The organism is Mesorhizobium sp. WSM4822 (genome assembly GCF_055811155.1).
Window position 1 is genome coordinate 138189 of the sequence record NZ_JBVVQM010000002.1, and the last position, 22460, is coordinate 160648.

The 22460-nt window shown below is 61.9% G+C and carries 26 protein-coding genes and 1 tRNA gene; 14 read left to right on the forward strand and 13 right to left on the reverse strand.

Annotated elements, in window-relative coordinates; genetic code table 11:
- The first annotated feature begins 40 nt into the window (after nt 1-40).
- Entirely contained in the window at nt 41-535 is a 495-nt protein-coding gene (locus AC0L3E_RS05545; RefSeq protein WP_473604410.1) for an NUDIX domain-containing protein, read from the forward strand.
- A gap of 1 nt (nt 536) precedes the next feature.
- On the opposite strand, the gene AC0L3E_RS05550 is transcribed toward AC0L3E_RS05545, so the two are convergent.
- Nucleotides 537-1529: a glutathione S-transferase family protein gene (locus AC0L3E_RS05550; RefSeq protein ID WP_473604411.1), complete on the reverse strand. Its 993-nt coding sequence runs from the start codon at nt 1527-1529 to the stop codon at nt 537-539.
- Between the two features lie 77 nt (nt 1530-1606).
- Nucleotides 1607-1771: a hypothetical protein gene (locus AC0L3E_RS05555; RefSeq protein ID WP_164748917.1), complete on the reverse strand. Its 165-nt coding sequence runs from the start codon at nt 1769-1771 to the stop codon at nt 1607-1609.
- Nucleotides 1772-1800: 29 nt separating this feature from the next.
- On the opposite strand from AC0L3E_RS05555, the gene AC0L3E_RS05560 reads away from it, so the two are divergent.
- From AC0L3E_RS05560 to AC0L3E_RS05585, 6 genes are all read left to right on the forward strand, one after another.
- Nucleotides 1801-2337, forward strand: a complete 537-nt coding sequence (locus tag AC0L3E_RS05560) for a GNAT family N-acetyltransferase (RefSeq protein ID WP_127317843.1) — start codon at nt 1801-1803, stop codon at nt 2335-2337.
- Nucleotides 2338-2398: 61 nt separating this feature from the next.
- A complete protein-coding gene (locus AC0L3E_RS05565; protein WP_127809490.1) occupies nt 2399-3160 on the forward strand; it encodes a 3-hydroxyacyl-CoA dehydrogenase in 762 nt (253 codons plus the stop codon).
- Nucleotides 3161-3166: 6 nt separating this feature from the next.
- Entirely contained in the window at nt 3167-4348 is a 1182-nt protein-coding gene (locus AC0L3E_RS05570; RefSeq protein WP_473604412.1) for a CaiB/BaiF CoA transferase family protein, read from the forward strand.
- Nucleotides 4349-4379: 31 nt separating this feature from the next.
- On the forward strand, nt 4380-5159 hold the full coding sequence (locus tag AC0L3E_RS05575) for a HugZ family pyridoxamine 5'-phosphate oxidase (RefSeq protein ID WP_128308547.1): 780 nt from the start codon (nt 4380-4382) through the stop codon (nt 5157-5159).
- 152 nt (nt 5160-5311) lie between these two features.
- Nucleotides 5312-5656 carry an ArsR/SmtB family transcription factor gene (locus AC0L3E_RS05580; protein ID WP_013529913.1) on the forward strand — a complete coding sequence of 115 codons (345 nt, stop codon included), beginning with the start codon at nt 5312-5314 and terminating at the stop codon, nt 5654-5656.
- A gap of 163 nt (nt 5657-5819) precedes the next feature.
- Nucleotides 5820-6635 (forward strand): TrmH family RNA methyltransferase, encoded by an 816-nt coding sequence (locus tag AC0L3E_RS05585; RefSeq protein WP_473604413.1) that lies wholly within the window; start codon nt 5820-5822, stop codon nt 6633-6635.
- A gap of 91 nt (nt 6636-6726) precedes the next feature.
- Here AC0L3E_RS05585 and AC0L3E_RS05590 read toward each other — a convergent pair whose 3' ends face one another.
- Both AC0L3E_RS05590 and AC0L3E_RS05595 read right to left on the reverse strand, forming a co-directional pair.
- A complete protein-coding gene (locus AC0L3E_RS05590; protein WP_473604414.1) occupies nt 6727-7863 on the reverse strand; it encodes a coiled-coil domain-containing protein in 1137 nt (378 codons plus the stop codon).
- 190 nt (nt 7864-8053) lie between these two features.
- On the reverse strand, nt 8054-8590 hold the full coding sequence (locus AC0L3E_RS05595) for a DUF1134 domain-containing protein (protein WP_236382921.1): 537 nt from the start codon (nt 8588-8590) through the stop codon (nt 8054-8056).
- 391 nt (nt 8591-8981) lie between these two features.
- On the opposite strand from AC0L3E_RS05595, the gene chpT reads away from it, so the two are divergent.
- Together chpT and AC0L3E_RS05605 are read left to right on the forward strand one after the other, a co-directional pair.
- Nucleotides 8982-9611 carry a histidine phosphotransferase ChpT gene (gene chpT / locus AC0L3E_RS05600; protein ID WP_024504504.1) on the forward strand — a complete coding sequence of 210 codons (630 nt, stop codon included), beginning with the start codon at nt 8982-8984 and terminating at the stop codon, nt 9609-9611.
- 239 nt (nt 9612-9850) lie between these two features.
- Entirely contained in the window at nt 9851-10255 is a 405-nt protein-coding gene (locus AC0L3E_RS05605; protein ID WP_032901484.1) for a response regulator, read from the forward strand.
- Nucleotides 10256-10357: 102 nt separating this feature from the next.
- Here the strand turns inward: AC0L3E_RS05605 and ctrA are convergent, their stop codons facing one another.
- The gene (gene ctrA, locus AC0L3E_RS05610) at nt 10358-11053 is read right to left on the reverse strand and encodes a response regulator transcription factor CtrA (protein ID WP_006203583.1); all 696 of its coding nucleotides are present in this window, start codon (nt 11051-11053) and stop codon (nt 10358-10360) included.
- A 452-nt stretch (nt 11054-11505) separates the two neighbouring features.
- Between ctrA and AC0L3E_RS05615 the strand changes: the two genes are divergently transcribed.
- Nucleotides 11506-11883, forward strand: a complete 378-nt coding sequence (locus tag AC0L3E_RS05615; protein ID WP_013529907.1) for a flagellar export protein FliJ — start codon at nt 11506-11508, stop codon at nt 11881-11883.
- 86 nt (nt 11884-11969) lie between these two features.
- Here the strand turns inward: AC0L3E_RS05615 and AC0L3E_RS05620 are convergent, their stop codons facing one another.
- Entirely contained in the window at nt 11970-12368 is a 399-nt protein-coding gene (locus AC0L3E_RS05620) for a winged helix-turn-helix transcriptional regulator (RefSeq protein ID WP_023809911.1), read from the reverse strand.
- Between the two features lie 90 nt (nt 12369-12458).
- Between AC0L3E_RS05620 and AC0L3E_RS05625 the strand changes: the two genes are divergently transcribed.
- Entirely contained in the window at nt 12459-13385 is a 927-nt protein-coding gene (locus tag AC0L3E_RS05625; protein ID WP_473604415.1) for an NADP-dependent oxidoreductase, read from the forward strand.
- 63 nt (nt 13386-13448) lie between these two features.
- Here the strand turns inward: AC0L3E_RS05625 and sciP are convergent, their stop codons facing one another.
- Nucleotides 13449-13724, reverse strand: coding sequence for a CtrA inhibitor SciP (gene sciP, locus AC0L3E_RS05630; protein ID WP_013529904.1), 276 nt, complete (start codon nt 13722-13724; stop codon nt 13449-13451).
- Nucleotides 13725-14012: 288 nt separating this feature from the next.
- Here sciP and mnmA point away from each other — a divergent pair, with 288 nt between their 5' ends.
- A complete protein-coding gene (gene mnmA, locus AC0L3E_RS05635; protein WP_127381819.1) occupies nt 14013-15203 on the forward strand; it encodes a tRNA 2-thiouridine(34) synthase MnmA in 1191 nt (396 codons plus the stop codon).
- A 39-nt stretch (nt 15204-15242) separates the two neighbouring features.
- Here the strand turns inward: mnmA and AC0L3E_RS05640 are convergent, their stop codons facing one another.
- A complete protein-coding gene (locus AC0L3E_RS05640; RefSeq protein WP_128308639.1) occupies nt 15243-16208 on the reverse strand; it encodes a Gfo/Idh/MocA family protein in 966 nt (321 codons plus the stop codon).
- 240 nt (nt 16209-16448) lie between these two features.
- Between AC0L3E_RS05640 and AC0L3E_RS05645 the strand changes: the two genes are divergently transcribed.
- Nucleotides 16449-16525 (forward strand) — tRNA-Met (locus tag AC0L3E_RS05645).
- 176 nt (nt 16526-16701) lie between these two features.
- Here the strand turns inward: AC0L3E_RS05645 and AC0L3E_RS05650 are convergent.
- Genes AC0L3E_RS05650 through AC0L3E_RS05670 form a run of 5 tightly spaced genes read right to left on the reverse strand, consistent with a single transcriptional unit; the run spans nt 16702 to nt 21271 of the window.
- Nucleotides 16702-17130, reverse strand: coding sequence for an acyl-CoA thioesterase (locus AC0L3E_RS05650; protein ID WP_473604416.1), 429 nt, complete (start codon nt 17128-17130; stop codon nt 16702-16704).
- On the reverse strand, nt 17127-18062 hold the full coding sequence (gene kce / locus AC0L3E_RS05655; protein WP_127317813.1) for a 3,5-dioxohexanoate:acetyl-CoA acetone transferase: 936 nt from the start codon (nt 18060-18062) through the stop codon (nt 17127-17129). The genes AC0L3E_RS05650 and kce overlap by 4 nt, the downstream gene beginning before the upstream one ends.
- Before the next feature lie 31 nt (nt 18063-18093).
- Nucleotides 18094-19200 (reverse strand): ABC transporter ATP-binding protein, encoded by a 1107-nt coding sequence (locus AC0L3E_RS05660; protein WP_473604417.1) that lies wholly within the window; start codon nt 19198-19200, stop codon nt 18094-18096.
- Nucleotides 19200-19937, reverse strand: a complete 738-nt coding sequence (locus AC0L3E_RS05665) for a GntR family transcriptional regulator (RefSeq protein WP_473604418.1) — start codon at nt 19935-19937, stop codon at nt 19200-19202. The genes AC0L3E_RS05660 and AC0L3E_RS05665 overlap by 1 nt, the downstream gene beginning before the upstream one ends.
- Nucleotides 19937-21271: an aspartate aminotransferase family protein gene (locus tag AC0L3E_RS05670; protein ID WP_473604419.1), complete on the reverse strand. Its 1335-nt coding sequence runs from the start codon at nt 21269-21271 to the stop codon at nt 19937-19939. Before AC0L3E_RS05670 ends, AC0L3E_RS05665 begins: the two co-directional genes overlap by 1 nt.
- 121 nt (nt 21272-21392) lie before the next feature.
- On the opposite strand from AC0L3E_RS05670, the gene AC0L3E_RS05675 reads away from it, so the two are divergent.
- Nucleotides 21393-22448 carry an ABC transporter substrate-binding protein gene (locus AC0L3E_RS05675; protein WP_292337020.1) on the forward strand — a complete coding sequence of 352 codons (1056 nt, stop codon included), beginning with the start codon at nt 21393-21395 and terminating at the stop codon, nt 22446-22448.
- Nucleotides 22449-22460: the final 12 nt, after the last annotated feature.

The following is a 22460-nucleotide window of genomic DNA, read 5'->3' on the forward strand; positions in this document are numbered from 1 at the left end:
GCGACCCGCGCACGGCTTTCCACCCACGGTTTCGCTATCAATGACGAGCCCTGAAGATGCCTTCCGCCAGACCGGCTGGCCAGGTTTCAGGGCCAGGCTGTTCCATCTCTATTTCGTGCTGCGGAGGCCGATGACGCTTGGCGTGCGCGGCCTGATCCACGACAGGGCGTCCAAGTCGGTCTTCCTCATTCGCCATACCTACGTACCAGGCTGGCAGCTGCCCGGCGGCGGCGTCGAAGTCGGCGAGACGATGAACGAGGCACTGGCCCGTGAACTGGCCGAGGAAGGCAACATCGCTCTCACCGCCCCGCCGGTGTTCAAATCGATGCATTTCAACCGCCGCTCCAGCCGCCGCGACCATGTCGGCTTTTATTTGCTCGAGCATTTCAGCCAGACGGCGCCGAAGCGGCCGGATCACGAAATCGCCGAAGCCGGCTTCTTCCCGCTCGACCGCTTGCCGCAGGGCACGACGCCGGCGACGCTGCGCCGGATCGCCGAGGTTTTTGACGGCGAGCAGCCCTCGCCCTACTGGTAGATCAGGCTGCCGCTTTCTCGAAGCGCGCCCGGTCGTGCCATGCGGCATAATCCAGATCCGGTCCGACAGGCACGATCCGCGTCGGATTGATCGTCTGGTGGCAGCCGTAATAGTGCGCCTTGATATGATGCATGTTCACCGTCCCGGCCACACCAGGCACCTGGTAGAGATCACGCAGATAGTTGGACAGGTTCGGGTAGTCGGCGATACGGCGCAGATTGCATTTGAAGTGGCCGACATACACCGGATCGAAGCGCACCAGCGTGGTGAACAGCCGCCAGTCGGCTTCGGTGATACGATCGCCGACGAGATAGCGCTGCTTCGACAGCCGCTCCTCCAGCGTATCCAACGCTGTGAACACTTCACCGAACGCCTCTTCATAGGCACGTTGCGTGGTGGCGAAGCCGGCGCGATAGACGCCGTTGTTGACCGCGGGATAGACCAGCGCATTGATGCGATCGATCTCGCCGCGCAATGCCTTCGGATAGAAATCGAGGCTGGCGTCGCCCCATTCGTCGAAGGCTGAATTCAGCATGCGGATGATTTCGGAAGACTCGTTGGAGACGATGGTCTGCTCCTTTTTGTCCCACAGCACCGGCACAGTCACCCGGCCCGAATAGGCGGGATCGGCCTTGGCATAGATCTGGTGCAGGAAGTCGAGGCCATAGAGCATGTCGCCCGTGGCGCCGTCCTCAGCCACGAACGTCCAGCCGTTGGCGCCCATGAAATGATGCACCACCGACACCGATATGACGCCTTCCAGCTTCTTCAGCGCGCGAAAGATCAACGTCCGGTGGGCCCACGGACAGGCAAGCGAGACATAGAGGTGATAGCGGCCGGGCTCGGCCTTGAAACCACGCGTCCGGCCTTCGGCAGGCGCCCCGTCAACGGTGACCCAGTCGCGCCATTGCGACTGCGTCCGCACGAACCTGCCACCATTGTCCGCTGTATCGTACCAGCGGTCCTGCCACCTTCCTTCGACCAGCATTCCCATACAAATCTCCTTGCGTCCTGTTGGTTGATGTAGGCGCAAGGCTGCCCTGTCGAAGACGTCAGGTGCTGAACAGACCGTCACTTGGCGGAAATGACGAACAAAACGGCCGATTGCAGCGGCGGGAAATTGATGCTAGCGGACAATCCGCATGTTCGATTTTGCTTCGATCCGGTTTTACCGACGACGAAAGGGCGCCCGCGCTTGATGAAGCGCTGACTGGCGAATGCTGCCGTTTGCAGCAACCTTTCCTCCTTACCGGAACGCAAAGACCATGAGCCTTGCCGACGTGAAATACCTGCCGGAAACCCCGGCGCACGACCCCGAGATCGAAGCCATCAATGACGAAGCCTTCGGGCCGGGCCGCTTTGTGCTGGCCGCCTACAAGATTCGTGAGGCCGGAGGGCACGAGCGTTCGCTGTCCTTTGTCGCCGTCGATGGCGACATCGTCGTCGCCTCGGTGCGCATGACCCGCATCGCCGCCGGTGCCGGTCGCGCGCTAATGCTCGGGCCGCTCGCGGTGCGGCCGGCCTTCAAGAATCTCGGCATCGGCCGCCGGTTGGTGGCGATCGCGCTGGAGGCCGCCGCCAAGGCCGGCGCGCCCGCTGTCATGCTGGTGGGTGACGAACCCTACTACGGGCCGCTCGGTTTCAAGCGGATTCCGCGCGGCCAGATTTCGATGCCGCGCCCCGTCGATCTCGACCGGCTGCTGTCGCACGAGATCGCGCCGGGCGCGGTCGCCAGGCTCTTGGGCGAGGTCTGCCACGCCGATCAGGCCCGGGTGGCCGATCCTGTCGCCGCGATGGCTTGACCTTTCCCGTCGATCTGGCGCCTGATCCGTCCCACTGTTCCTGAGATCAAAGGATGACGTCATGAACCCCAACGGCCAGATCGCGATCGTCACCGGCGGCGGCTCCGGCCTTGGCGAGGCAACGGCGCGCGCGCTGGCCGCCAAGGGCGCGCGCGTCGCCATCTTCGACGTGGGTATTGACCGCGCCGCCAAGGTCGCGGCCGAGATCGGTGGTATTGCCGTCCAGTGCGACGTCAGCAGCGCCGACAGCGGAACCGCTGCGCTCGCCGACGTAGCCGCCAAGCTTGGCGAGCCGCGGATCCTGGTCAACTGCGCCGGCATCGCCATCGGCGTGAAGACGATCGGCAAGGATGGTCCCCATCCCCTTGATCAGTATCGCAAGGTGATCGAGGTCAATCTGATCGGTACGTTCAACATGATCCGCCTCGCCGCCGAGCGCGCGTCGAAGCTCGAGCCGCTGCAAGGCGGCGAGCGCGGCGTCATCGTCAACACCGCTTCGGTTGCCGCCTATGATGGCCAGATCGGCCAGGCCGCCTATGCGGCATCCAAGGGCGGCGTCGTCGGCATGACGCTGCCGGTGGCGCGCGACCTTGCCCGTTCCGGCATCCGCGTCTGCACCATCGCGCCCGGCATCTTCAAGACGCCGATGATGGCCGGCATGCCGCAAGAGGTTCAGGATTCGCTGGGCGCCGCCGTGCCTTTCCCGTCGCGCCTGGGCGAACCGTCCGAATATGCCGCTCTCGCCCTGCACATCATCGAGAACCAGATGTTGAACGGCGAGACCATTCGTCTCGATGGCGCCATCCGCATGGCGCCGAAATAGAAGGTCATGAACGCCGGCCTGTCCGCTGCCGCTAAAACCGGTCCGCTGACCGGGCTGAAGGTGATCGAGATGGCCGGGCTCGGACCGGTGCCGCTGGCCGGCCTGATGCTGTCGGAGATGGGCGCGCAAGTGTTGCGCATCGAACGGACGGGGACGAGCGAGCTCCTGTCGCTGCCGGATGAGTACAACATCGACCGCCATGGCCGCGCCCTCCTGCGCCTCGACCTGAAGCGCCGTGAAGGCACCGATCTGTTGCTGCGCCTTGCCGAAAAGGCGGACATGTTGCTCGAAGGGTTTCGCCCGGGTGTCATGGAACGGCTTGGCCTCGGCCCCGAAACGGTGCTGGCGCGCAACCCGGCGCTGATCTACGGCCGTATGACCGGCTTCGGTCAGGACGGCCCGCTCGCCGGCCGCGCCGGCCACGACATCACCTACCTCGCCTATAGCGGCGTGCTGCACGCCATCGGCCATGCCGACGGCCGTCCCGTCCCGCCGCTCAACCTTGTCGCCGACTATGGCGGTGGCGCCATGATGCTGATTGCCGGCGTGCTGGCCGCCCTGTTCCAACGTTCTCGCACGGGCAAGGGTGACGTCATCGACGCAGCGATGGTCGACGGCGCCTCGATGCTGGCGGTGCCCCTGCACGCCTTGACGGCGGCCGGCTTGTGGAGCGACAAGCGCGGCGCGAACCTGCTCGATTCCGGCGCCCCGTTCTACGACACCTATGAGACGGCGGATGGCGGGCACATCGCCATCGGCTGCCTCGAGCCGCAATTCTTCACCGAATTCGCCAGGCTGCTGCCGCTCGACGAGCGCTTTGCGTCCGGCCAGTACGACAAGGCCCTGTGGCCGCCGATGCGCGCCGCCATTGCCGATCGGATCCGGCAGAAACCACGCGACGACTGGGACCTGCTGTTTGCCCAGACCGATGCCTGCGTGGCCCCCGTCCTGTCGCTGCAAGAGGCGAAGCACCACCCGCACAATCGGGCACGCAACGCCTCTGTGACGACAGGTGCATTTGAGCGCCCGGCCCCCGCGCCGCGTTTCTCGAGCTCGCAACCGACATTGGCCACTATACCCGGCGACGAGGATTTGTCGCCATCGGCAATTCTGGCACGTTTCGGCTTTGCGAAAGCCGAGATCGACGGCCTTGTCAAATCCGGCTTGCTGACCGATAACGATAACTAGAGAAGAAAGATCAACTTACTGCGGTGCTGCCTTGGACGAGCCGAAAAAGGACGTGATCCGCGAGACGGACGCCGAAGCGATCCGGCTGGCGAAGACGCTTCTGCGCAGCGCCCGCTTTGGCGCCCTGGCGGTGATCGAACCGCAAACCGGCTCGCCGCTGGCCAGCAGGGTCGGCGTGGCCACCGACATCGACGGCGCGCCGCTGATCCTGGTGTCGATGCTTTCGGCGCACACCGGCGCCCTGCTTGCCGATCCGCGCTGCTCCCTGTTGCTCGGCGAACCGGGCAAGGGCGACCCGCTGGCGCACCCGCGCCTGACATTGATCTGCCAGGCAGCACGGCTTGAGCGCGGATCTGCCGAACACGCCCGCGTCGAGCGCCGCTATCTCAATCACAATCCCAAGGCGAAACTTTACGCCGGTCTCGGCGACTTTTCGATCTTTCGCCTCGATCCGCAACGCGCCAGCCTCAACGGCGGCTTCGGCAAGGCCTACCACCTCGATCGATCGGATTTGCTCACCAGCGGACCGATCGTCGAGGAACTCGCGGCGCGCGAACAATCTGCCATCGACCACATGAACGCCGACCATCTCGACGCGATCGCCGTCTACGCACAGCATTTCGCGAAAGTATCCGGAAACGGCTGGCGTGTTGCCGGATTCGATGCCGATGGCATGGACCTGGTGTCGGGCGACGATGTTTGCCGTGCCTTTTACCCACAACCTTTGGCGGCGGCAGGCGAATTGCGGCACGTTCTGGTCGATATGGCCAAGGCCGGCCGAGCCATTGTCGACGCCGGGACGGAGACTTAATTATGCTGGACCAAAAGCAACACTTGAGATTTAAGTGAAATGCTCTACCTTTTGGTGACGCTGAATCGCCAGCGCCGATCGATAAGTGAATTTATGGAATCAGACGCCATTGCCCCCATGGCGTCGGGATGAACAGGAAGCATGGGGGATCGATGGTCTCGACAAAGCTAATCGTGAACGCCGAATCGGCGGCAGAGTTTCTCATGCTGATGGGCAATGAGAAGCGACTGTTGATCATGAGCTACCTCGCCGAAGGTGAAATGTCGGTGGGAGCCATCGCCGAGAAGGTGATGCTCAGCCAATCCGCCCTGTCCCAGCATCTGGCCAAGTTGCGGGCGCTCGACCTTGTCGACACCCGCCGCGACCGGCAGATGATCTACTACTCCTGCAAATCCGACGCCGTGCGAGAACTGCTTGTCATGCTGGACGGCATTTTCGGCAGCGGCAAGGATGACCTGTCCCAGATGGCGCACCGTTTGCGCCGTGCTGGAACCTGACCACATAGCGCCGATCTCGCCGTGATTTGAGAGCGACATGCGCCCATCCGGGGCGCATAAAGCTGGCTGATTGTCCCGAATCGTCGCATCGTCCTCTCCAAATAGGGCGAGCGCCGGGAGTTCCGTCCGGGTTTCGGGCCGGTGCGACGGTCGCGAGGACTGCATGGATCCCATTCGCATCGACGACCCGCAAGATCCGCGCGTCGCTGCCTATCTCGACATTCGCGAGCGCGACCTCGCCGGCCGGCAAGGCCGCTTCGTCGCCGAAGGCAAGGTGGTGCTCGACCTGCTGCTCTCGACCGGGCGCTTTGCCGCCGAATCGATCCTGGTCCTGGAAAACCGGCTGGCAGGTCTCGACAACATTCTGAGCAAGGCGCCCGCCGACCTCCCGGTCTATGTCGCCACCAGCGCGGTGATGGACGCTATCGCCGGATTTCATATGCATCGCGGCATCCTGGCCATCGGCCGCAAGGGAGAGCCGCAGCCGGCCGAAGCCCTGCTCGATGGCTTGCCCCCTCGTGCGCTGGTCGTAGTGCTCGTCGGCATCGCCAACCATGACAATGTGGGCTCGATCTTCCGCAACGCCGCCGCCTTTGGCGCCGACGCGGTTCTGCTGGATGCGACATGCTGCGATCCGCTCTATCGCAAGGCGATCCGCGTTTCGGTCGGCGCCGCGCTCAAGATCCCTTTCGCATCGTTCTCCGACACCGCCGGCTTCACAACGATGCTCGCCCGGCGTGGCTTCGAACAATTCGCGCTGTCGCCCCGCGGGAGGACCGACATCCGCGATGCGCAGCGTAGCGAGCGCCTGGCGCTCTATCTCGGCACCGAGGGCGAAGGCTTGCCGGGCAACCTGCTCGCAAGCCTGCACGACGTGCGGATCACCATGGCGAAAGGCTTCGACAGCCTGAATGTCGCCGCGGCTTCAGCCATCGCGCTGCATCATTTTTCGACTAGAGCAATTCCAGGAAAAGTGTGAAGCGGTTTTCCGTCCAGAATTGCGTCAAAGCAAAGAGTTAGGGCATCTCGCCGTTTCCGTGAAACGGTGAAATGCTCTAAGGAGGCCTGATTCAGCTTGTCGCGTCAGCCTTCTGCAGCGCGCGCACGCGGTCGGCAAGACTGCGGTCACCGTTGCCGGAGCGGGCGTCCGACGGTACCGCCAATGCCTTGGCGATCGGCGAACCAGGCCCCTCGAGCTTCGCCGTCAGATGGACGACCTCCGCCGCCAGCGCGTTCATCTGCTCGCGCAAGGCGGAGCTGCTGTCCGTGGCCGTGGACGCGGCCAGTGCGGTGAGGTCGGCCTTCAGCCGCTTGTTCTCGCGCGCCAGCGCCGTCAGCCTCGCCTCGAGCTGCTCACGGTCACTGTCGAGCTTGGCGATTGCCTTGTCCAAGTCATCGCTCTTGGCGACATCGCCGCCCTTGCCGACCAGGCGCAAGGCTGGCGCGCTGTCTTCGGATTTCGATCTTACGCGCATGCGTGCCAGTTCCTTTTCGCGGCGGTCGAGTTTGTCTTCGCGATCGGCAAGTGTGGCCAGCAGCCGCTCGACCTTCTTGTCGAGTTCGGCGGTCCTTTTCTTCTCGGCTTTCAGGGCCTCCCGCGCGGCCTTGCTTTCGGCCGCGATTTCCTGGCCGCGCCTGTCGGCTTCCTTGCGCTGGCCGCGCAGCATCGCAATGTCACTGGCGAGCTTCTGCATTTCGGACTCTCGCGCCACGAGTTCGATCTGCCGGCTGCTCGAGGAAAAACTGGCGTCGTCATACATGCGCTCCAGCTTTTGCAGCTCAAGTGCACGCTTTTCCAGCTTGCGCTCGGTTTCCTTCAGCCGCTCCGAAAGCTGCTGCAACTCGCCCTCTCGCTGGCGCAGCGCTTCGTTCTTCGCGCCCAGATCGGTCAGCGCCTGGTTCTTGTCCGTCCGCTCGACCGCCAGGCCCTTCATGGCCTCGCGACCGCGATTGATCTCGACCAGTTGTTCGGCCGCCTTCTCTCGCAACGCCTTGACGCTGATTTCCAGGCGGCGCGTCGTCATGGCGTATTCGGCGCGGATGCGATCCTTGTCCGCCTGGATTTCGGTTTGCGTCAGAGGGATCGAGGATTCGACGCGTCTGCGTGTAAGCGTGACCGCACGACGCCATATGGCCGGAGCCACCATGAGCGCCAGAAAGCCAGCACAGAGAAAGCCGAGGACGAAGAACAGGACCGACTGGACCAAGTGACTACCCGTTGTGGCCGGTAAGCATCAAACCAGATAAACCAAAAGCGCATAGAGCGCTTTGACTGTGCCACGTTGACATGGCGGAAATCCAGCGTTGCGGCAAGGGTTTGCCGCAACGCCACGAGTTTAATGCATGTCGACCCAAAAGCGGTCCCGGTTTTGGGCAACGACAGCCAAGGACTTCAGCTTAGAACGGATTCCAGGTGGCGCGCTCGGTAAGCTTCAGATAGCCGAGATTGACGCCAAGCCGGGCACCGACACCGGTGCGGATCGGCACCAAAACCACATTGTTGTTCTTCAGCACGTTGAAGCCGACACCAGCCACCACATAGGCCGAACCGGCGACGCCGCCATAGCGGTTGTAGAGGCTGCCCACATCGTCGAGATTGTAGACCAGCATCATCACCCGCGACCCCTCGCCGCCGAAATCCCAGCCGAGCGATGGGCCTTGCCAGAACACTTTGTGATCGCCGGCATTCTTGGTGTAGAGCGTGCCTTCGCCATAGGTCAGGCCACCGATCAGCGCGCCCGAGCCCTCTTCGCCCAGCAGATAGCCGTTGGGCAGGCCATAGGAAGCAAAAATCTTCTCGACGACCGTGGCGAGCCCGCCCGATGTCGCGCCGAAGAACTTGTGACCGGAATCGACAATCTCCTGAGCGGTGTATTCCTGGGCCCGCAGGGCTGAAGTCGAGAAGACGAGAACGCCCAGGAGCGTGACCGCCATTGAGAAGACACGGAGAAAGCTCCGGTCGTAGTATCGGGAAAACATGCTTCCAATCTCCGTCAGGGAGCACCTTCGCCGACGCCTCGCACCCCGTACGGCTCTTTTAGCCGGCCGTTAAGGGTAACTGTTAGGGGCAAACTATGCCGTAATCCTTTTTCAACCATTAAGCTCCCACATGAACATGGCGGTTCGAAGGCTGTTTGGGGTCGCTCAAGTGGGGCCGGCAGCCTGCGTCAACACGCCATTTGCCACAACCACAATTTGGATTTGTTGCTGCACGCACGGGCGCTGTGTATTCAGAAAGCCCGAGGAGAGAGTGTGTGATTCGTGTGGCAGGCGACGATCGATCGCCCGGCCATGAGTTGTGAGATTTTGCAGGGATTTTTCGCCGATGGCCGATCTGTTCACCCTTTCCGCACCCGATCTGGCAGCGCTTTTGTGCAGTCGGGTCTGCCACGATATCATCTCGCCGGTCGGCGCGATCAACAACGGGCTCGAATTGCTTGATGAAGGCGGCGCCGACGAGGACGCCATGAAGCTGATCCGTCAGAGCGCCCGCAACGCTTCGGCCCGCCTGCAGTTCGCCCGCATCGCCTTTGGTGCCGCCGGCTCGGCCGGCATGTTGATCGATACCGGCGATGCCGAAGCGGTCGCCATCGCCTTCCTCAAGAACGAAAAGCCGGAACTGACCTGGAACGGGCCCCGCGCGTTGCTGCCCAAGAACAAGGTCAAGCTGCTGCTCAACCTGATCCTCGTCGCCAATGCCGCCATTCCGCGCGGCGGCAAGCTTTCCGTGACGCTGGAAAATCTTGAGACCGAACCTCGTTTCGCGCTTGCGTCGGCTGGCCCGATGCTGCGTGTGCCGCCGAAATTCCTCGAACTGCATTCCGGCCACAAGCCCGAGGAACCGATCGACGCGCATTCCGTGCAGCCCTACTACACGCTGCTTCTGGCGCGCGAAGCCGGCATGACGATATCGATCCACGCGACGCCGGAAGAAATCGTGCTTTCTGCGGCCTGATTGCGCAGCCGATAGCGCGAAGTATTTCTACATTGAAATCTGTAATTCCAGCTCATCGACTTGAGATGCGTCTGGTCGTCCAGGCAGCGCCAAAGCATTCGCGAATAAAAGTAGGCACCTGCCTATCTTTGTAAAAATTTTACCTAACGCCTTTTCGGCTTCTTTACCAGATTGGCCTATGGTGCGTCCTGGATGCCCCCGACGCTACCGGACTGCCAGAAGGCAAAGAGGACCCGGAAATGAAACGCTGCATGTTCGTCGACGATTCAAGCGTCATCAGGAAGGTTGCAAAACGCATCCTGGGCGGCTCCGAAATGATTGTCATCGAGGCCGCCAGCGGACTTGACGCGCTGGAGATGTGCGCCGCCGACATGCCCGACATCATCGTCGTCGATGGCGCCTTGCCCGACGTACCGGCGGTCGATCTCATCCGTCGCGTCCGCGCCATGGAGAGCCCGATAAGGCCGCAGATCCTGATTTCCCTTGTCGAGCTCGATATTGCTTCGATCATGCGGGCCAAGCGCGCCGGCGCCCAGGGCTATCTCTTGAAGCCGTTCAACCGCCCGCAGCTGCTCGAGCGCTTTCGCACCTTGAAGAGCGCACCTGATTCGGCACCCTTGAGCAATTCCAGAAAAAGTGCGTGACGGTTTCCTGCTCGGCAGCCCAAAACAGACCCTTACCAGCCGTCATGCAAAAACCCGGCCGAAGCCGGGTTTTTTATGGAAAAGATTCGAACGATTCGTCGCTCAGGCGCTGACGCGAATGTCTTCCGGTTCGCGCAGCACATAGCCGCGCCCCCAGACCGTTTCAATGTAGTTCTGACCGCCCGATGCCGCGTCGAGCTTTTTGCGCAGCTTGCAGATGAAGACGTCGATGATCTTCAACTCAGGCTCGTCCATGCCGCCATAGAGGTGGTTGAGGAACATTTCCTTGGTCAGCGTGGTGCCTTTGCGCAGCGAAAGCAACTCCAGCATCTGGTATTCCTTGCCGGTCAGGTGCACGCGCTGGCCGCCGACTTCGACGGTCTTGGCATCTAGGTTGACCACTAGGTCGCCGGTGGTGATGACCGACTGGGCGTGGCCCTTGGAGCGCCGCACGATGGCATGAATGCGGGCAACCAGCTCATCCTTGTGGAACGGCTTGGTCATGTAGTCGTCCGCGCCGAAGCCGAGGCCGCGCACCTTGTCCTCGATGCCGGCCATGCCGGAGAGGATGAGAATAGGTGTTTTGACCTTGGAAAGGCGAAGCGTTCGCAAGACCTCGTAGCCCGACATATCGGGCAGGTTGAGATCGAGGAGAATGATATCGTAGTCGTAGAGCTTGCCTAGATCGACGCCCTCTTCACCGAGATCGGTCGTGTAGACGTTGAAACTTTCCGATTTCAGCATCAGTTCGATGCTTTGTGCGGTTGCACTGTCATCTTCTATCAGCAGAACACGCATTTCATTCCCCTTTTCTGCTGCCGGACCATTTCACGACCCGTCCGGGCCCGGAGCAGTGGTTGCCTTGTGCAGAGGCTGCCATTGAATGGTTAACAAATCCTAATTTCCCGTCCATGACGGTACCAGATTTTTTAACCTCTTTCTACACCCTCTTGAATCTAATAACGAATCTCAGAACCAAATTCCTAATGCAACACATTAACAACCTGGACTAAGCGACTCCAGGGACTCATCGACGTCGCTTCCGCATCGGTGGCCGGAATTTTTACCCGGCCTTAAGTCCTGACCCGTATGATTAACAATGCCCGTAAACGAATGGTTACCGTCGGCAAAAAACTTTAGGGTTTTGTTTCCCATAGTTCGGGGAAAGGCGGTGGACACGGGTGCGGCCTGGGCGTTTCCAGGTGGTTTGGACGATAAGTGCGGGTGTGCGTTTCCGGGAGTACCGAATCATGAAGTCACGTGAAAACCTCGTTCGGCTGAAACAGTTTCAGGTGAATGAGAAGCGGCGGCAGCTGCTGCAGCTCGACATGATGATCGCCGAGTTCGAACGCATGGCCGTCGAGCTGGAGCTTCAGATCACCGCCGAGGAAAAGAAGGCCGGCATCACCGATATCAACCATTTCGCCTATCCGACCTTCGCCAAGGCGGCTCGCCTGCGCCGCGACAACCTCAGGAATTCCCAAAGCGACCTCGCCCAGCAGCGAAGCGCCGCCGAATCATTACTCGGCGAAGCTGAAGCGGAGCTTTCCAAGGCGGAAATGCTGGAATCGCGCGACACGAAGATCCGCGAAGCCGAAGTCGGTGGCCGCAGCGCCATGATCGGCTAAGACCTGGCGGTTTGCCGCACCAACGCTCGCCATCAGGCTGGCGCATTGTCGCGGCTTGCGGCTCCGGCGGGAAAAATGAACCCGCCCTACGCGGCCCAATCCCCTTCACTCTCGGCAATTGCCCTTGCACGGGCATCCTTGATATCCGGCGCATGCTGCTCCGCCCATGACCTGATCTGGGTAAGCAGCCCGGCCAGGTTCTGGCCGAGCTCGGTCAATTCATATTCGACGCGCGGCGGAATGACCGGGAAAATCTCGCGCCGCACCAGGCCGTCGCGCTCGAGCACCCGCAGCGTCTGCGTCAGCATCTTCGGCGTGATGCCTTCGAGCTTGCGGGCGAGCTCACCATTGCGCAGCCGGCCTTTGCGCAGCGCGCAAACCACTAGGTAGACCCATTTGCTGGCCAGCATCTCCAGCACGGTGTGCGAAGGACACGTCCGCCGGAACGCATCATAGCCGAAACCGCAATCATCTTCACTATCCATAAGGTGCGTATATATCAGAAAGGTACATACTGGACAAGGGAATATTACTATCCAAATGATAGTGGCATCAACCGAGCAGGAGACATCTCAATGCGTGCCGTTATCCAGAATTCCGTCGGCGGACCCGACGTCCTTGTCATCGCTGATCGGCCGGATCCCACGCCAGAGGCCGGCGAAGTGCTGGTTCACGTCAAGGCCGCAGGCATCAATCCGGTCGACGGCGCCGTCCGTGCCGGCTACTACCCCTTGCTCGGCGAGCCGCCCTTCATCCTGGGTTGGGATATCTCGGGAACTGTCGAAGCACTCGGCGCCGGCGTCACCGGCTTCAAGATCGGCGACGAGGTGTTCGGCATGCCGCGCTTTCCCAAGCAGGCGGCGGCCTATGCCGAGCTGGCTGCCGTGCCTGCCGATCAAATCGCACTGAAGCCGAAGGGCGCGGACCACCTCAAGGCAGGCGCCTTGCCGCTGGCCGGCCTCACCGCCTGGCAAGGGCTTGTTCGCCACGGCGGACTGAAATCGGGGCAGCGCATATTGGTCCATGCAGGAGCCGGCGGCGTCGGTCATCTGGCGGTGCAGATCGCCAGGGCGCGCGGCGCCTACGTTGTCGCCACGGCCAGCCCGGGCAAGCTCGATTTCGTCCGCGAACTCGGCGCCGACGAGGTCTTCGACTACACCAAGGGCGATTTCACCGATCAGGTTCGCGACATCGATCTGGTGCTGGATCCAATGGGCGGCGACCACGCCCAACGCTCGCTGAAGGTGCTCAGGCGTGGCGGCGTGCTGGTGTCATTGCTCGATGTCAGCGACAACACCAGAGCCCAGGCCGGCGCGCGAGACATTCGGGTCGAGCGTATGTCCGTCGTGCCCGACAGGGAGGGCCTGCTGGAACTGGCTCGGTTGATCGATGCCAACAAGCTCGCCGTCCATGTGGCGAAGAGCTTCCCGCTGGACCAGGCGGGGGCCGCTCACGCCTTCCTCGCCACCAAGCCGATCGGCAAGGTTGTGCTATCGCTCTGAGCGGGAACGGTGAAAACAGAAGGGCGCGAGGTTAGCCGCGCCCTTCGTCTAAATTCGCAATGGTCAGTGCCGGTATTGCTGGATGCGTGTCGTGCGCAGCCCGGCAAGGCCATATTCGTCGATCGACGCCTGCCAGGACAGGAATTCCTCGGTGGTGAGCTTGTAGCGTTGGCATGCCTCGTCCAGGCTCAAAAGCCCGCCGCGCACGGCCGCAACCACTTCCGCCTTACGCCGGATAACCCAGCGACGTGTATTGGTCGGCGGCAGATCGGCAATTGTAAGAGGGCTGCCGTCAGGCCCGATAACATATTTGACTCTCGGTCTAACCAGATCGGTCATCGTACTCTCTACAAAAAACTCAAAGACCCAATCCCCGCCACGTTACCGCCACAGCTTTAAAAATTGCCTAAGCAGACCCTAATGACTAGGTAAGGATCATGAACGCCGCGTTAGTCTTTTCGCCGGCATTTGAAACATCTGCCCGCAAACGCTGATTTGCCGGGGAAAATGCATCCCCTGGCGGAGATCGGCCGCAACCGGTGAATCGCCCTGCACGCTGGCGCGGCGGTAAAGCTTGACCTATATTCTCGACATTGGCATTGAGGCGCCGCGCAGAACGAAAGCATCATGAACAGTCTCGATCTTCCCGGACGTCCCGAAAACACCCGCATCGTCGTAGCCATGTCGGGCGGCGTCGATTCCTCTGTCGTCGCAGGCCTGCTGAAACGCGAGGGCTACGACGTCGTCGGCGTCACCTTGCAACTCTACGACCACGGCGCGGCGACGCACCGGGCCGGCTCATGCTGCGCCGGGCAGGACATCGACGATGCCCGCCGTGTCTCCGAGACGCTCGGCATCCCCCATTATGTGCTCGACTACGAGGAACGCTTCCGCAAGGCGGTCATCGATCCCTTCGCCGAGAGCTATGTCGCCGGCGAGACGCCGATCCCGTGCGTTTCCTGCAACCAGACGGTGAAGTTCGCCGACCTGCTAGCCACCGCCAAGGAGCTCGGCGCCGACGCGCTGGCCACCGGCCACTACATCCGTTCCGGCGCCAACGGCGCCCACCGCGCGCTCTACAGGCCGGTCGACGCCGACCGTGACCAGAGTTATTTCCTGTTCGCCACCACGCAGGCACAGATCGATTATCTGCGCTTTCCCCTCGGCAGCCTGTCGAAGCCTCAGGTTCGCGCCATCGCCGAGGAGATGGGGCTGGCGGTTGCCGCCAAGCAGGACAGCCAGGACATCTGCTTCGTGCCGCAGGGCAAGTATTCCGACATCATCGCCAAGTTGAAGCCAACTGCGGCCAATCCGGGCGACATCGTCCACATCGACGGCCGCGTGCTCGGCCGCCATGAGGGTATCCTGCGCTACACGATCGGCCAGCGCCGCGGCATCGGCATCGCTTCCGGCGAGCCGCTTTACGTCGTCCACCTCGATGCCGACCGCGCTCGCGTCGTGGTTGGCCCGCGCGAGGCGCTGGAGACGCACAAGATCTATCTGCGCAATATGAACTGGCTGGGCGACGGACCGCTCACAGACGTCCCTGCAGGCGGCCTGGAGCTGTTCGCCAAGGTCCGCTCGACGCGGCCGCCGCGCCCGGCCGTGCTGCATCATCGTGCCGGTGCCACATGGGTGGAACTGGTCGACGGCGAATCCGGCATCGCGCCGGGCCAGGCCTGCGTGCTCTACTCCGATGACGGCAACGAAGCCCGCGTGTTCGGCGGCGGCTTCATCGAGCGTTCGGAGCGTGGCGCCGAGGCCGAGGCGATGCTGACCCGGCTTGCCGCCAGGCCGGCCCAGATACCTGCCGAATAAGATACCTGCCGAATAAGATTCCCGCCGAATAATCCGCGCTCAGGAATTGGACTTGGTGTGGGTGACCGTGCCGGCGGTCAGGATGCGCAGCACCCTGATGGCTTCCTCGCCGCTGGTACGCGGTTCGGCACGCGTCTCGATGCACTGGATGAAATGCTCCAGCTCGCGTGTCAGCGGCATGCCCTGGGCAACCGCGACATAGGAGGGCTCATTGGTGGTGAAGGCCCATTGGCCGCTGTCCTGCCACACCGCGTGACGGTAGACGGCAAGCTTGCGTTCCCATGGCTCGACGTCGTCGAACACCGCCATCGCCTTGGTGCCGACCACGGTCAGCCGCCGCTCGCGATAGGGATTGAGACGCGAGGTGAAGAGATGGCTGCGCAGGCCGTTGGGGAAGCGCATGTGCAGATGCGCGAAGTCGCTGAGACTGTCGAGCAGAGCGGCCCCCTCGCCGCGCACCTCGATCGGCTCCGTGCCGGTGATCGCCAGGATCATCGACAGATCGTGCGGCGCCAGGTCCCACAGCGCGTCGTTCTCTGTGTGGAACTTGCCGAGGCCGAGCCGGTGCGAGTGGATGTAGCGGACTTCGCCGAGCTCGCCCTTGTCGATCAGCCCTTTCAGCGTCTCGAAGGCAGGGTGGAACCGCAGGACATGGCCGACCATGAAGACGCGGCCATTGTCCTTGGCCGCCTGCACCGCACGCTCGGCATCCGCCACAGTCAGAGCGATCGGCTTTTCCACCAGCACGTCCTTGCCGGCCGTGACGGCACGCACGGCAAGGTCGGCATGGAATTGCGGCGGCAGCGCCATGACGATGGCGTCGATATCGTCACGCACGAACAACTGGTCCGGCTCGATCGCCAGGCAGTCCTGCTCGCTGGCGAAGCCTTCTGCGCGGGCCCGGTTGGTGTCGGAGACCGCGTACAGCGCGCCTAGCGCCTTGAGAGTGCGGATGTGGTTGCTGCCCCAGTATCCGCAACCGAGGACTGCTATGCGCGGCTTCATCTGTTTCAAACTCTAAAAACTCGTGGCCGAGACATAGCGACGTGCCCCTTCGAACTCAACCCCGGCGGCGGCAACCAAATGTCCGCGCGGCAAAGCTTTTCGATAATGACGATAAGCCGGCAAGCCGGTTGCTTCGAAGCTTGACAGGCTCACCCTCCCAACCTTATATCCGCGCGACCTTGGCGAACGCCCCCGACATGCCTTTCGATTTGAGGCGGATTTCGGTCCTTTCGCCGCCCTGGCGGGGTAGCTCAGTTGGTTAGAGCACGGGAATCATAATCCTGGGGTCGGGGGTTCAAGTCCCTCTCCCGCTACCACTTCAAACCCACTATCGTACGCAGTGGCCGATTGTGGCGGGCTGCCCATGCGGTGTCCTGTGCGATAGCGGCTATATCTGACCTTCCTAGGGCGAGTAGAAGCCTTCAGCGACCTACAGCATCTCGCTCAGTGACGCCAATGCGGCTAACGATGCCGTCACCAGATATTCTCGCCGTCACCCACGCGTATCGGCTTCACCCTTCGGGAGTTTCGCGCTCGCCTGTCGGGCTTCGCCTTCGATCTCGATCTTGCTCCGCGCTTGAAGATCGAAGCGTACCGTTACGGTGCGCATGCGCGCATGCAGGACTCCGTCCAGCGTACCGCGCATTTCATGCAGATAAGTCAGCGACGATTTCCCAAGCTTTTCTATAACGCTGCGAACGGTGACCAGAGTTCCCGCCGCGGTTTCATGCACGTAGTCGATCTCCATCCTCACATCCGCCCAGCCGAGGGTCGGCGTCAAACGAGGATCGGCAATCCTGCCCAGCAACTGGAAACTGGCGTCATCAAACATCGCCACATAATGACGAACGTTGAGATGGCCCATCGCGTCGCACATCCAAGGATGCACGACGCCGACATAGGTTTCGATGCCGGGCGTCAAAACCCGACCTCGTTTGCGCCCTTGAGATCCAGCAGTTGACGGGCTTCGTCGGGCGTCGCGATTTCGAGCGACAACTCGTTGAGAATGCGCTTTATCTTGGCAACCTGTTCGGCATTGCTCTTAGCGAGCGTGCCCTTGCCGACATAGAGGCTGTCTTCCAAACCGACCCGTACATTGCCGCCCATGATCGCGCCCATCGTGCAGAGATTTATCTGGTGCTTGCCCGCGGCAAGGATCGACCAGAGATAGTCGTCTCCGAACAGCCGATCAGCCGTCCTGCGCATGTGCATCATGTCTTCTGGGTCGGCGCCGATTCCGCCCAGCAGCCCGAAGATCGTCTGGACGAAAAGCGGCGGCTTCAGCAGCTTGCGGTCAAGAAAGTGCGCAAGCGTGTAGAGGTGACTGACATCGTAGCACTCGAACTCGAACTTCGTGCCGTAGGCCTGGCCGACTTCGACGATGATACGCTCGATCTGCTCGAACGTGTTGGAGACGATGCCCTTCTTTGTGTCTTCCAGGTAGCCCTTCTCCCAGTCGTACTTCCAGTCGGTGTATTTCGGCGCGATGTGGTGCAGGGCGAAATTCATAGATCCCATATTGAGCGAGCAGAGTTCCGGCTTCGAAGCGTGCGCGGCTTCAAGGCGCTCTTCGAGGGTCATCTTCAGCCCGCCGCCGGTGGAAATGTTCATCACGGCGTCGGTCTGCTGCTTGATGCGCGGCAGGAAATCCATAAACAGCTTTGGATCAGGGGTAGGCTTGCCGGTCTCCGGATCGCGGGCATGCAGATGGATCACCGACGCTCCGGCTTCGGCTGCTCCGACGGCGGCGTCGACGATCTCGGACGGCGTTATCGGCAGATACGGGCTCATCGTCGGCGTGTGGATCGAACCGGTGACCGCACAGGTGATGACGACTTTCGGCGATTTCTTCATTGTTGAACTCTCCCTTGTCTGCCTTTTGTTGTTATCTCTCGAGCGCGAGGCAATCCTCACGACCACAGCCCAATCGAACCGCCTCGCCCGCATTGAATTCGGACCGAGACGACGATGCGGCAAGCTTGACAATGAATTTCAGGCCGCCCGCCGTCACAGCGACGAGCCGGATGTGATCCCCGACATAGACGGACTGAACGACGGTTGCCGCAATCACGTTGAGGGCGGTGGAGCCATCGTGCAATAAGGACATGCGCTCGGGCCTGATCGACAGCGTCACCCTGGCGCCCGCAGGGGGCGTCGCGCCAGGGGAAATGGCGTTCAACACCAGATCGCCATCGTCTAGATGGACGGCCACGCCACCGTTTTCACCGCCGGCAAGCACGGTGCCGGACATGCGGTTGTTCTCGCCGATGAAGCTCGCCACAAAGCTGCCCGTCGGACGCTCATACAGTTCGCGTGGTGTCGAAAGCTGCTCGATGCGGCCGGCACTGAACACCGCGATCCGGTCCGACATGGTCAGCGCCTCGGTCTGGTCGTGTGTCACATAAACGAACGTGACGCCGAGCCGGGCATGGATATCCTTGATTTCGAACTGCATCTGCTCGCGCAATTGCTTGTCGAGGGCGCCGAGCGGTTCGTCCATCAGGACAAGATTTGGTTCGAAGATCAGGGCGCGGGCAACCGCGACGCGTTGTTGCTGCCCACCCGAAAGCTGCGCCGGACGCCGGTTGCCGAATTCGGGCAACTGGACCATGTCGAGAACGTTCCTGACACGTCGCGTCACCTCGTCGCGGCCAAGTTTGCGGACCTCGAGCGGGAAAGCCAGGTTTTCGGCGACCGTCATGTGCGGGAAAAGCGCGTAGTTCTGGAACACCATGCCGATGCCGCGACGATTGGCGGGAACGTTGTCGATGCGCTGACCGTCAATGAGGATTTCGCCCTCGGTCGTATCTTCGAACCCCGCAAGCATCATCAACGCCGTCGTCTTGCCAGACCCGGAAGGCCCCAGCAGCGTCAGGAATTCGCCGCGCATGATTTCCAGGTCGAGCTGACGCACCGCCTGGACCGTCTGCCCGTAGCGCTTGCTGACGCCACGAAACTCGACATGAACCGGGCCACGCGGGGATCCGCCCATCACCGCGCCTGCGCCTTGGGATCACGGCGTGCCGAAGCCGGGCGTTTGCGCGCAGGCTGAGCCTCAGCCGCCGCCGCGGCGCGAAGAATGATGTCGGCGGCCTCACGCAGATCGGCAACCAGCGCCTTGCGCGCAGCCGCGCCATCGGCGCGACGCAGCGCCGCGAGCATTTCGTCGTGATGGTCCAGGCCCAGGCCGTAGGTCACGTCCGAGCGGACGATGTTCAGAAACGGTCCTGCCTGCAGCCACAATTTCTCAATGATCTGCTGGATGAGAGGTGACCGCGCGGCATGGTACATCGTGAAATGGAAGCGCCTGTTCAGGCCGAGATAATTAGCCATGACATTGCTCTCGACGCATTCGCGCATCAGCCCGTTCAGCTTCGCCAATTCATCGAGTTCTTCGGGCGTGATGGTCGTCGCGGCCCACTCGGCCGCCGTTCCTTCGACGCTGCAGCGCACACGCACCAGATCCGAAATACGCGCCACCGTGGCCTCGGGGACAATGACGCCCCGGTTTGGGTGGTCGAACATCGCCTCGTCGCTGACGAGTTGCCGCAAGGCCTCGCGCACCGGCATGGCGCTGGTCCGGTACTGTTCGGCAAGCTGTCGCACGACCAGTCTCTGGCCGGGCAGGAAGTCACCGTTCATCAGTGCCTCCTTTAAGGCCGTATGGACACGAACATGAGCTGTCTTTTGCGCGGCCGAGCCGGCACTGGCATCCTTGCGATCGAGCATCAGTTTGTCCGGCGCGGCAGTATTTTGAGGTTGCTCGACAGGAAATCGTCGAATGCGGCGGCGAAGCCGTCGAGTTCGGCGTCGCCAAATGGCAGTGACAACGCCAGCATGCCGCGCGGCGTCACGTAGTACCCTCGCAACAGCATTTCGATATGCCAAAGCGCAATCACCGAAGGATCGGCGTCGTCGAGCCGCGCCGGCGTGTCCACCGGCCCCCTGACGAAATGCAGGTTCATCAACGACCCGCGCCCTATGACGATGCCCTCGACGCCATGCCGCTCAAGGGAGACGTTCATCGCTTCACGCAAGCGATCGCCGCGCGCATTGATGGCGCGGCTCGCCTCTTGCGTCAGCACCTGCGTCAGACCGGTGAAACCAGCAGCCATGCTAAGAATATTGTTGTTGAACGTCCCGCCATGCGAAAACGCACCAGGCAAAGCAGGATCGAAGCGATCGACGAGATCCGCGCGTCCACCGAATGCGCCAAAACTCGCACCGCCGCCGATATACTTGCCGAGCGTCACGAAATCGGGAAAAATCCCATGCGCCCCGTGGAGCGCGCGGTAGTCGAGGCGCGAAGTCATGACCTCGTCGAAAATCAGCAGCGCGCCGGTCTCCTTCGTCGCCGCGCGCAGCGCTTCCAGGAACTCACGCGTCGCCGGGATGCAGCCGCCGCCGCCCATCATCGGCTCGACGATGACGGCGGCAAGCTCGTCGCCCTGTTCCTTGATGAGCGCCACGGCGCCTGCACTATCGTTGTAGTCGGCGAAGACAAAGGGGAACGGCAGATTGAGCGGCGAGCCGCCATGCGCAAAGGTGAGTACGCCGCCATGGTAGCCCTCGCGGAAGGCGAGGATCTTCGAGCGCTGCGTGATGGCGCGAGCCGCCGAAATCGCCATGATGTTCGCCTCGGTGCCCGAGTTGCAGAAGCGCACGCGCTCGATGGCCGGAAAACGGTCGACCACCGCGGCAGCCAGGCGCGCCTCATAGCGGTTGGGTGCGCCCAGCATGATGCCACCCTGTATGACGTCCACAAGGGCCGCCGAAATCGCCTTGTCGGAGTGGCCGTAGAAACCGGCACTGTATTCCGAGACCAGGTCGACATAGGTATGGCCGTCCAGATCGGTCACCCTGCAGCCTTCACCGGAAACAAACGATACGGGGAATGGCCGATACCATAGAACAGCCCTCGTATTGCCGCCCGGCAACGATGCCGCGGCCTCGTTCTGACGCGCCCGGCTGTTCGGGTTGGCGTCAGCGAAACGCTGTCGCGCCTCGTCCAGAACAGCAGCGAGACTGACATTGGCGCGCAGGTCTCTAGTGCCTTGCAGCATTCGATCAAATCTCCTCGTCTTTTCAACTTTTTTGCACCCTATCGCAAATTCCTGTTGCTAATCAATCGATTTTGCGTTTGAAATTTGATCAAATCTGCAACGATAAGAAAGGGGAACTGCAATGAGGACTTATCTGCAAGCCGTATCTGCCGCCGCGATCTGCCTCGCGACCTCGACTTTGGCCGCGTCTGCGGCCGACCCCGTCACGGTGGTCGGCTGGGGGGGTACATGGGACAAAGCCTACAAGGATGGGGTCTGGGACAAGTACACCGAAAAGACGGGCGTTCCGATCGTCATGGAAGAATGGGGCGGCGAGGTCGCCAAGGTGCGTGCCCAGGTGCAGGCAGGCAACATCACTTATGACGTCGTCTCGGTCGAAGCGCCCGCCATGGAAGTCGGCTGCGCCGAAGGCCTGTTCGTCCCGCTGACGCCCGAGATCACCGGCGACGCGGCGAATTATCTTCCAGGCACCCTGCACGAATGCGGCGTCGCATCCGACACCTGGGCTACGGTCCTCGCCTACAACACGAAGGTCTATAAAGGTGACGCCGCGCCGAAGAGCTGGGCGGATTTCTGGAACGTCGAGAAATTTCCGGGAAAGCGCGGTCTCTACCAGCAGGCGCAGTTCACGCTGGAAAACGCGCTGATGGCCGACGGCGTTAAGCGCGAGGACATGTACAAGGTGCTGGGCACGCCGGAAGGCGTCGACCGGGCTTTCGCCATGCTCGACAAGATCAAGGCGCACGTCGTCTGGTGGTCCACAACGACGCAGGGCATCCAGAACCTCGACAGTGGTGAAGTGGCTCTCAGCGACGCGTTCAATGCGCGCATCACCAACGAAGCCATCAACGAGAAGAAGCCCTATGCGATCGCATGGGACGCTGGCTTCTTCTATGGCACCGACTACTGGGCGGTGGTGAAGGGCGCGCCGCACCAGCAGGCCGGGCTGGATCTCCTCAAGTGGTTCTCCATCCCTGAAAATCAGGCCGGCTTCTCGAAACTCTATGCCTATGGCACCGGCCGCAAGGAAGCCGCCGACCTCATTCCCGCGGATTGGAAGGCCAACCTGCCGACGTCGCCGGAGCACCTTCAGTACGGCGCCTCCTATGACAACGACTTCTGGACCGAGCACAAGGAAGCACTGGAAGAACGCTTCAAGGCCTGGCTCGCGAAGTAACCCAGGCATGTT

What these genes read in the sequence shown, in the direction of transcription:
- AC0L3E_RS05545 (WP_473604410.1), top strand. Translation starts at nt 41, where the DNA reads ATGACGAGCCCTGAAGATGCCTTCCGCCAGACCGGCTGGCCAGGTTTC.
- AC0L3E_RS05550 (WP_473604411.1), bottom strand. Translation starts at nt 1,529, where the DNA reads ATGGGAATGCTGGTCGAAGGAAGGTGGCAGGACCGCTGGTACGATACA.
- AC0L3E_RS05560 (WP_127317843.1), top strand. Translation starts at nt 1,801, where the DNA reads ATGAGCCTTGCCGACGTGAAATACCTGCCGGAAACCCCGGCGCACGAC.
- AC0L3E_RS05565 (WP_127809490.1), top strand. Translation starts at nt 2,399, where the DNA reads ATGAACCCCAACGGCCAGATCGCGATCGTCACCGGCGGCGGCTCCGGC.
- AC0L3E_RS05570 (WP_473604412.1), top strand. Translation starts at nt 3,167, where the DNA reads ATGAACGCCGGCCTGTCCGCTGCCGCTAAAACCGGTCCGCTGACCGGG.
- AC0L3E_RS05580 (WP_013529913.1), top strand. Translation starts at nt 5,312, where the DNA reads ATGGTCTCGACAAAGCTAATCGTGAACGCCGAATCGGCGGCAGAGTTT.
- AC0L3E_RS05585 (WP_473604413.1), top strand. Translation starts at nt 5,820, where the DNA reads ATGGATCCCATTCGCATCGACGACCCGCAAGATCCGCGCGTCGCTGCC.
- AC0L3E_RS05595 (WP_236382921.1), bottom strand. Translation starts at nt 8,590, where the DNA reads ATGGCGGTCACGCTCCTGGGCGTTCTCGTCTTCTCGACTTCAGCCCTG.
- chpT (WP_024504504.1), top strand. Translation starts at nt 8,982, where the DNA reads ATGGCCGATCTGTTCACCCTTTCCGCACCCGATCTGGCAGCGCTTTTG.
- AC0L3E_RS05605 (WP_032901484.1), top strand. Translation starts at nt 9,851, where the DNA reads ATGAAACGCTGCATGTTCGTCGACGATTCAAGCGTCATCAGGAAGGTT.
- ctrA (WP_006203583.1), bottom strand. Translation starts at nt 11,053, where the DNA reads ATGCGTGTTCTGCTGATAGAAGATGACAGTGCAACCGCACAAAGCATC.
- AC0L3E_RS05615 (WP_013529907.1), top strand. Translation starts at nt 11,506, where the DNA reads ATGAAGTCACGTGAAAACCTCGTTCGGCTGAAACAGTTTCAGGTGAAT.
- AC0L3E_RS05620 (WP_023809911.1), bottom strand. Translation starts at nt 12,368, where the DNA reads ATGGATAGTGAAGATGATTGCGGTTTCGGCTATGATGCGTTCCGGCGG.
- AC0L3E_RS05625 (WP_473604415.1), top strand. Translation starts at nt 12,459, where the DNA reads ATGCGTGCCGTTATCCAGAATTCCGTCGGCGGACCCGACGTCCTTGTC.
- sciP (WP_013529904.1), bottom strand. Translation starts at nt 13,724, where the DNA reads ATGACCGATCTGGTTAGACCGAGAGTCAAATATGTTATCGGGCCTGAC.
- mnmA (WP_127381819.1), top strand. Translation starts at nt 14,013, where the DNA reads ATGAACAGTCTCGATCTTCCCGGACGTCCCGAAAACACCCGCATCGTC.
- AC0L3E_RS05640 (WP_128308639.1), bottom strand. Translation starts at nt 16,208, where the DNA reads ATGAAGCCGCGCATAGCAGTCCTCGGTTGCGGATACTGGGGCAGCAAC.
- kce (WP_127317813.1), bottom strand. Translation starts at nt 18,062, where the DNA reads ATGAAGAAATCGCCGAAAGTCGTCATCACCTGTGCGGTCACCGGTTCG.
- AC0L3E_RS05660 (WP_473604417.1), bottom strand. Translation starts at nt 19,200, where the DNA reads ATGGGCGGATCCCCGCGTGGCCCGGTTCATGTCGAGTTTCGTGGCGTC.
- AC0L3E_RS05665 (WP_473604418.1), bottom strand. Translation starts at nt 19,937, where the DNA reads ATGCTCGATCGCAAGGATGCCAGTGCCGGCTCGGCCGCGCAAAAGACA.
- AC0L3E_RS05670 (WP_473604419.1), bottom strand. Translation starts at nt 21,271, where the DNA reads ATGCTGCAAGGCACTAGAGACCTGCGCGCCAATGTCAGTCTCGCTGCT.
- AC0L3E_RS05675 (WP_292337020.1), top strand. Translation starts at nt 21,393, where the DNA reads ATGAGGACTTATCTGCAAGCCGTATCTGCCGCCGCGATCTGCCTCGCG.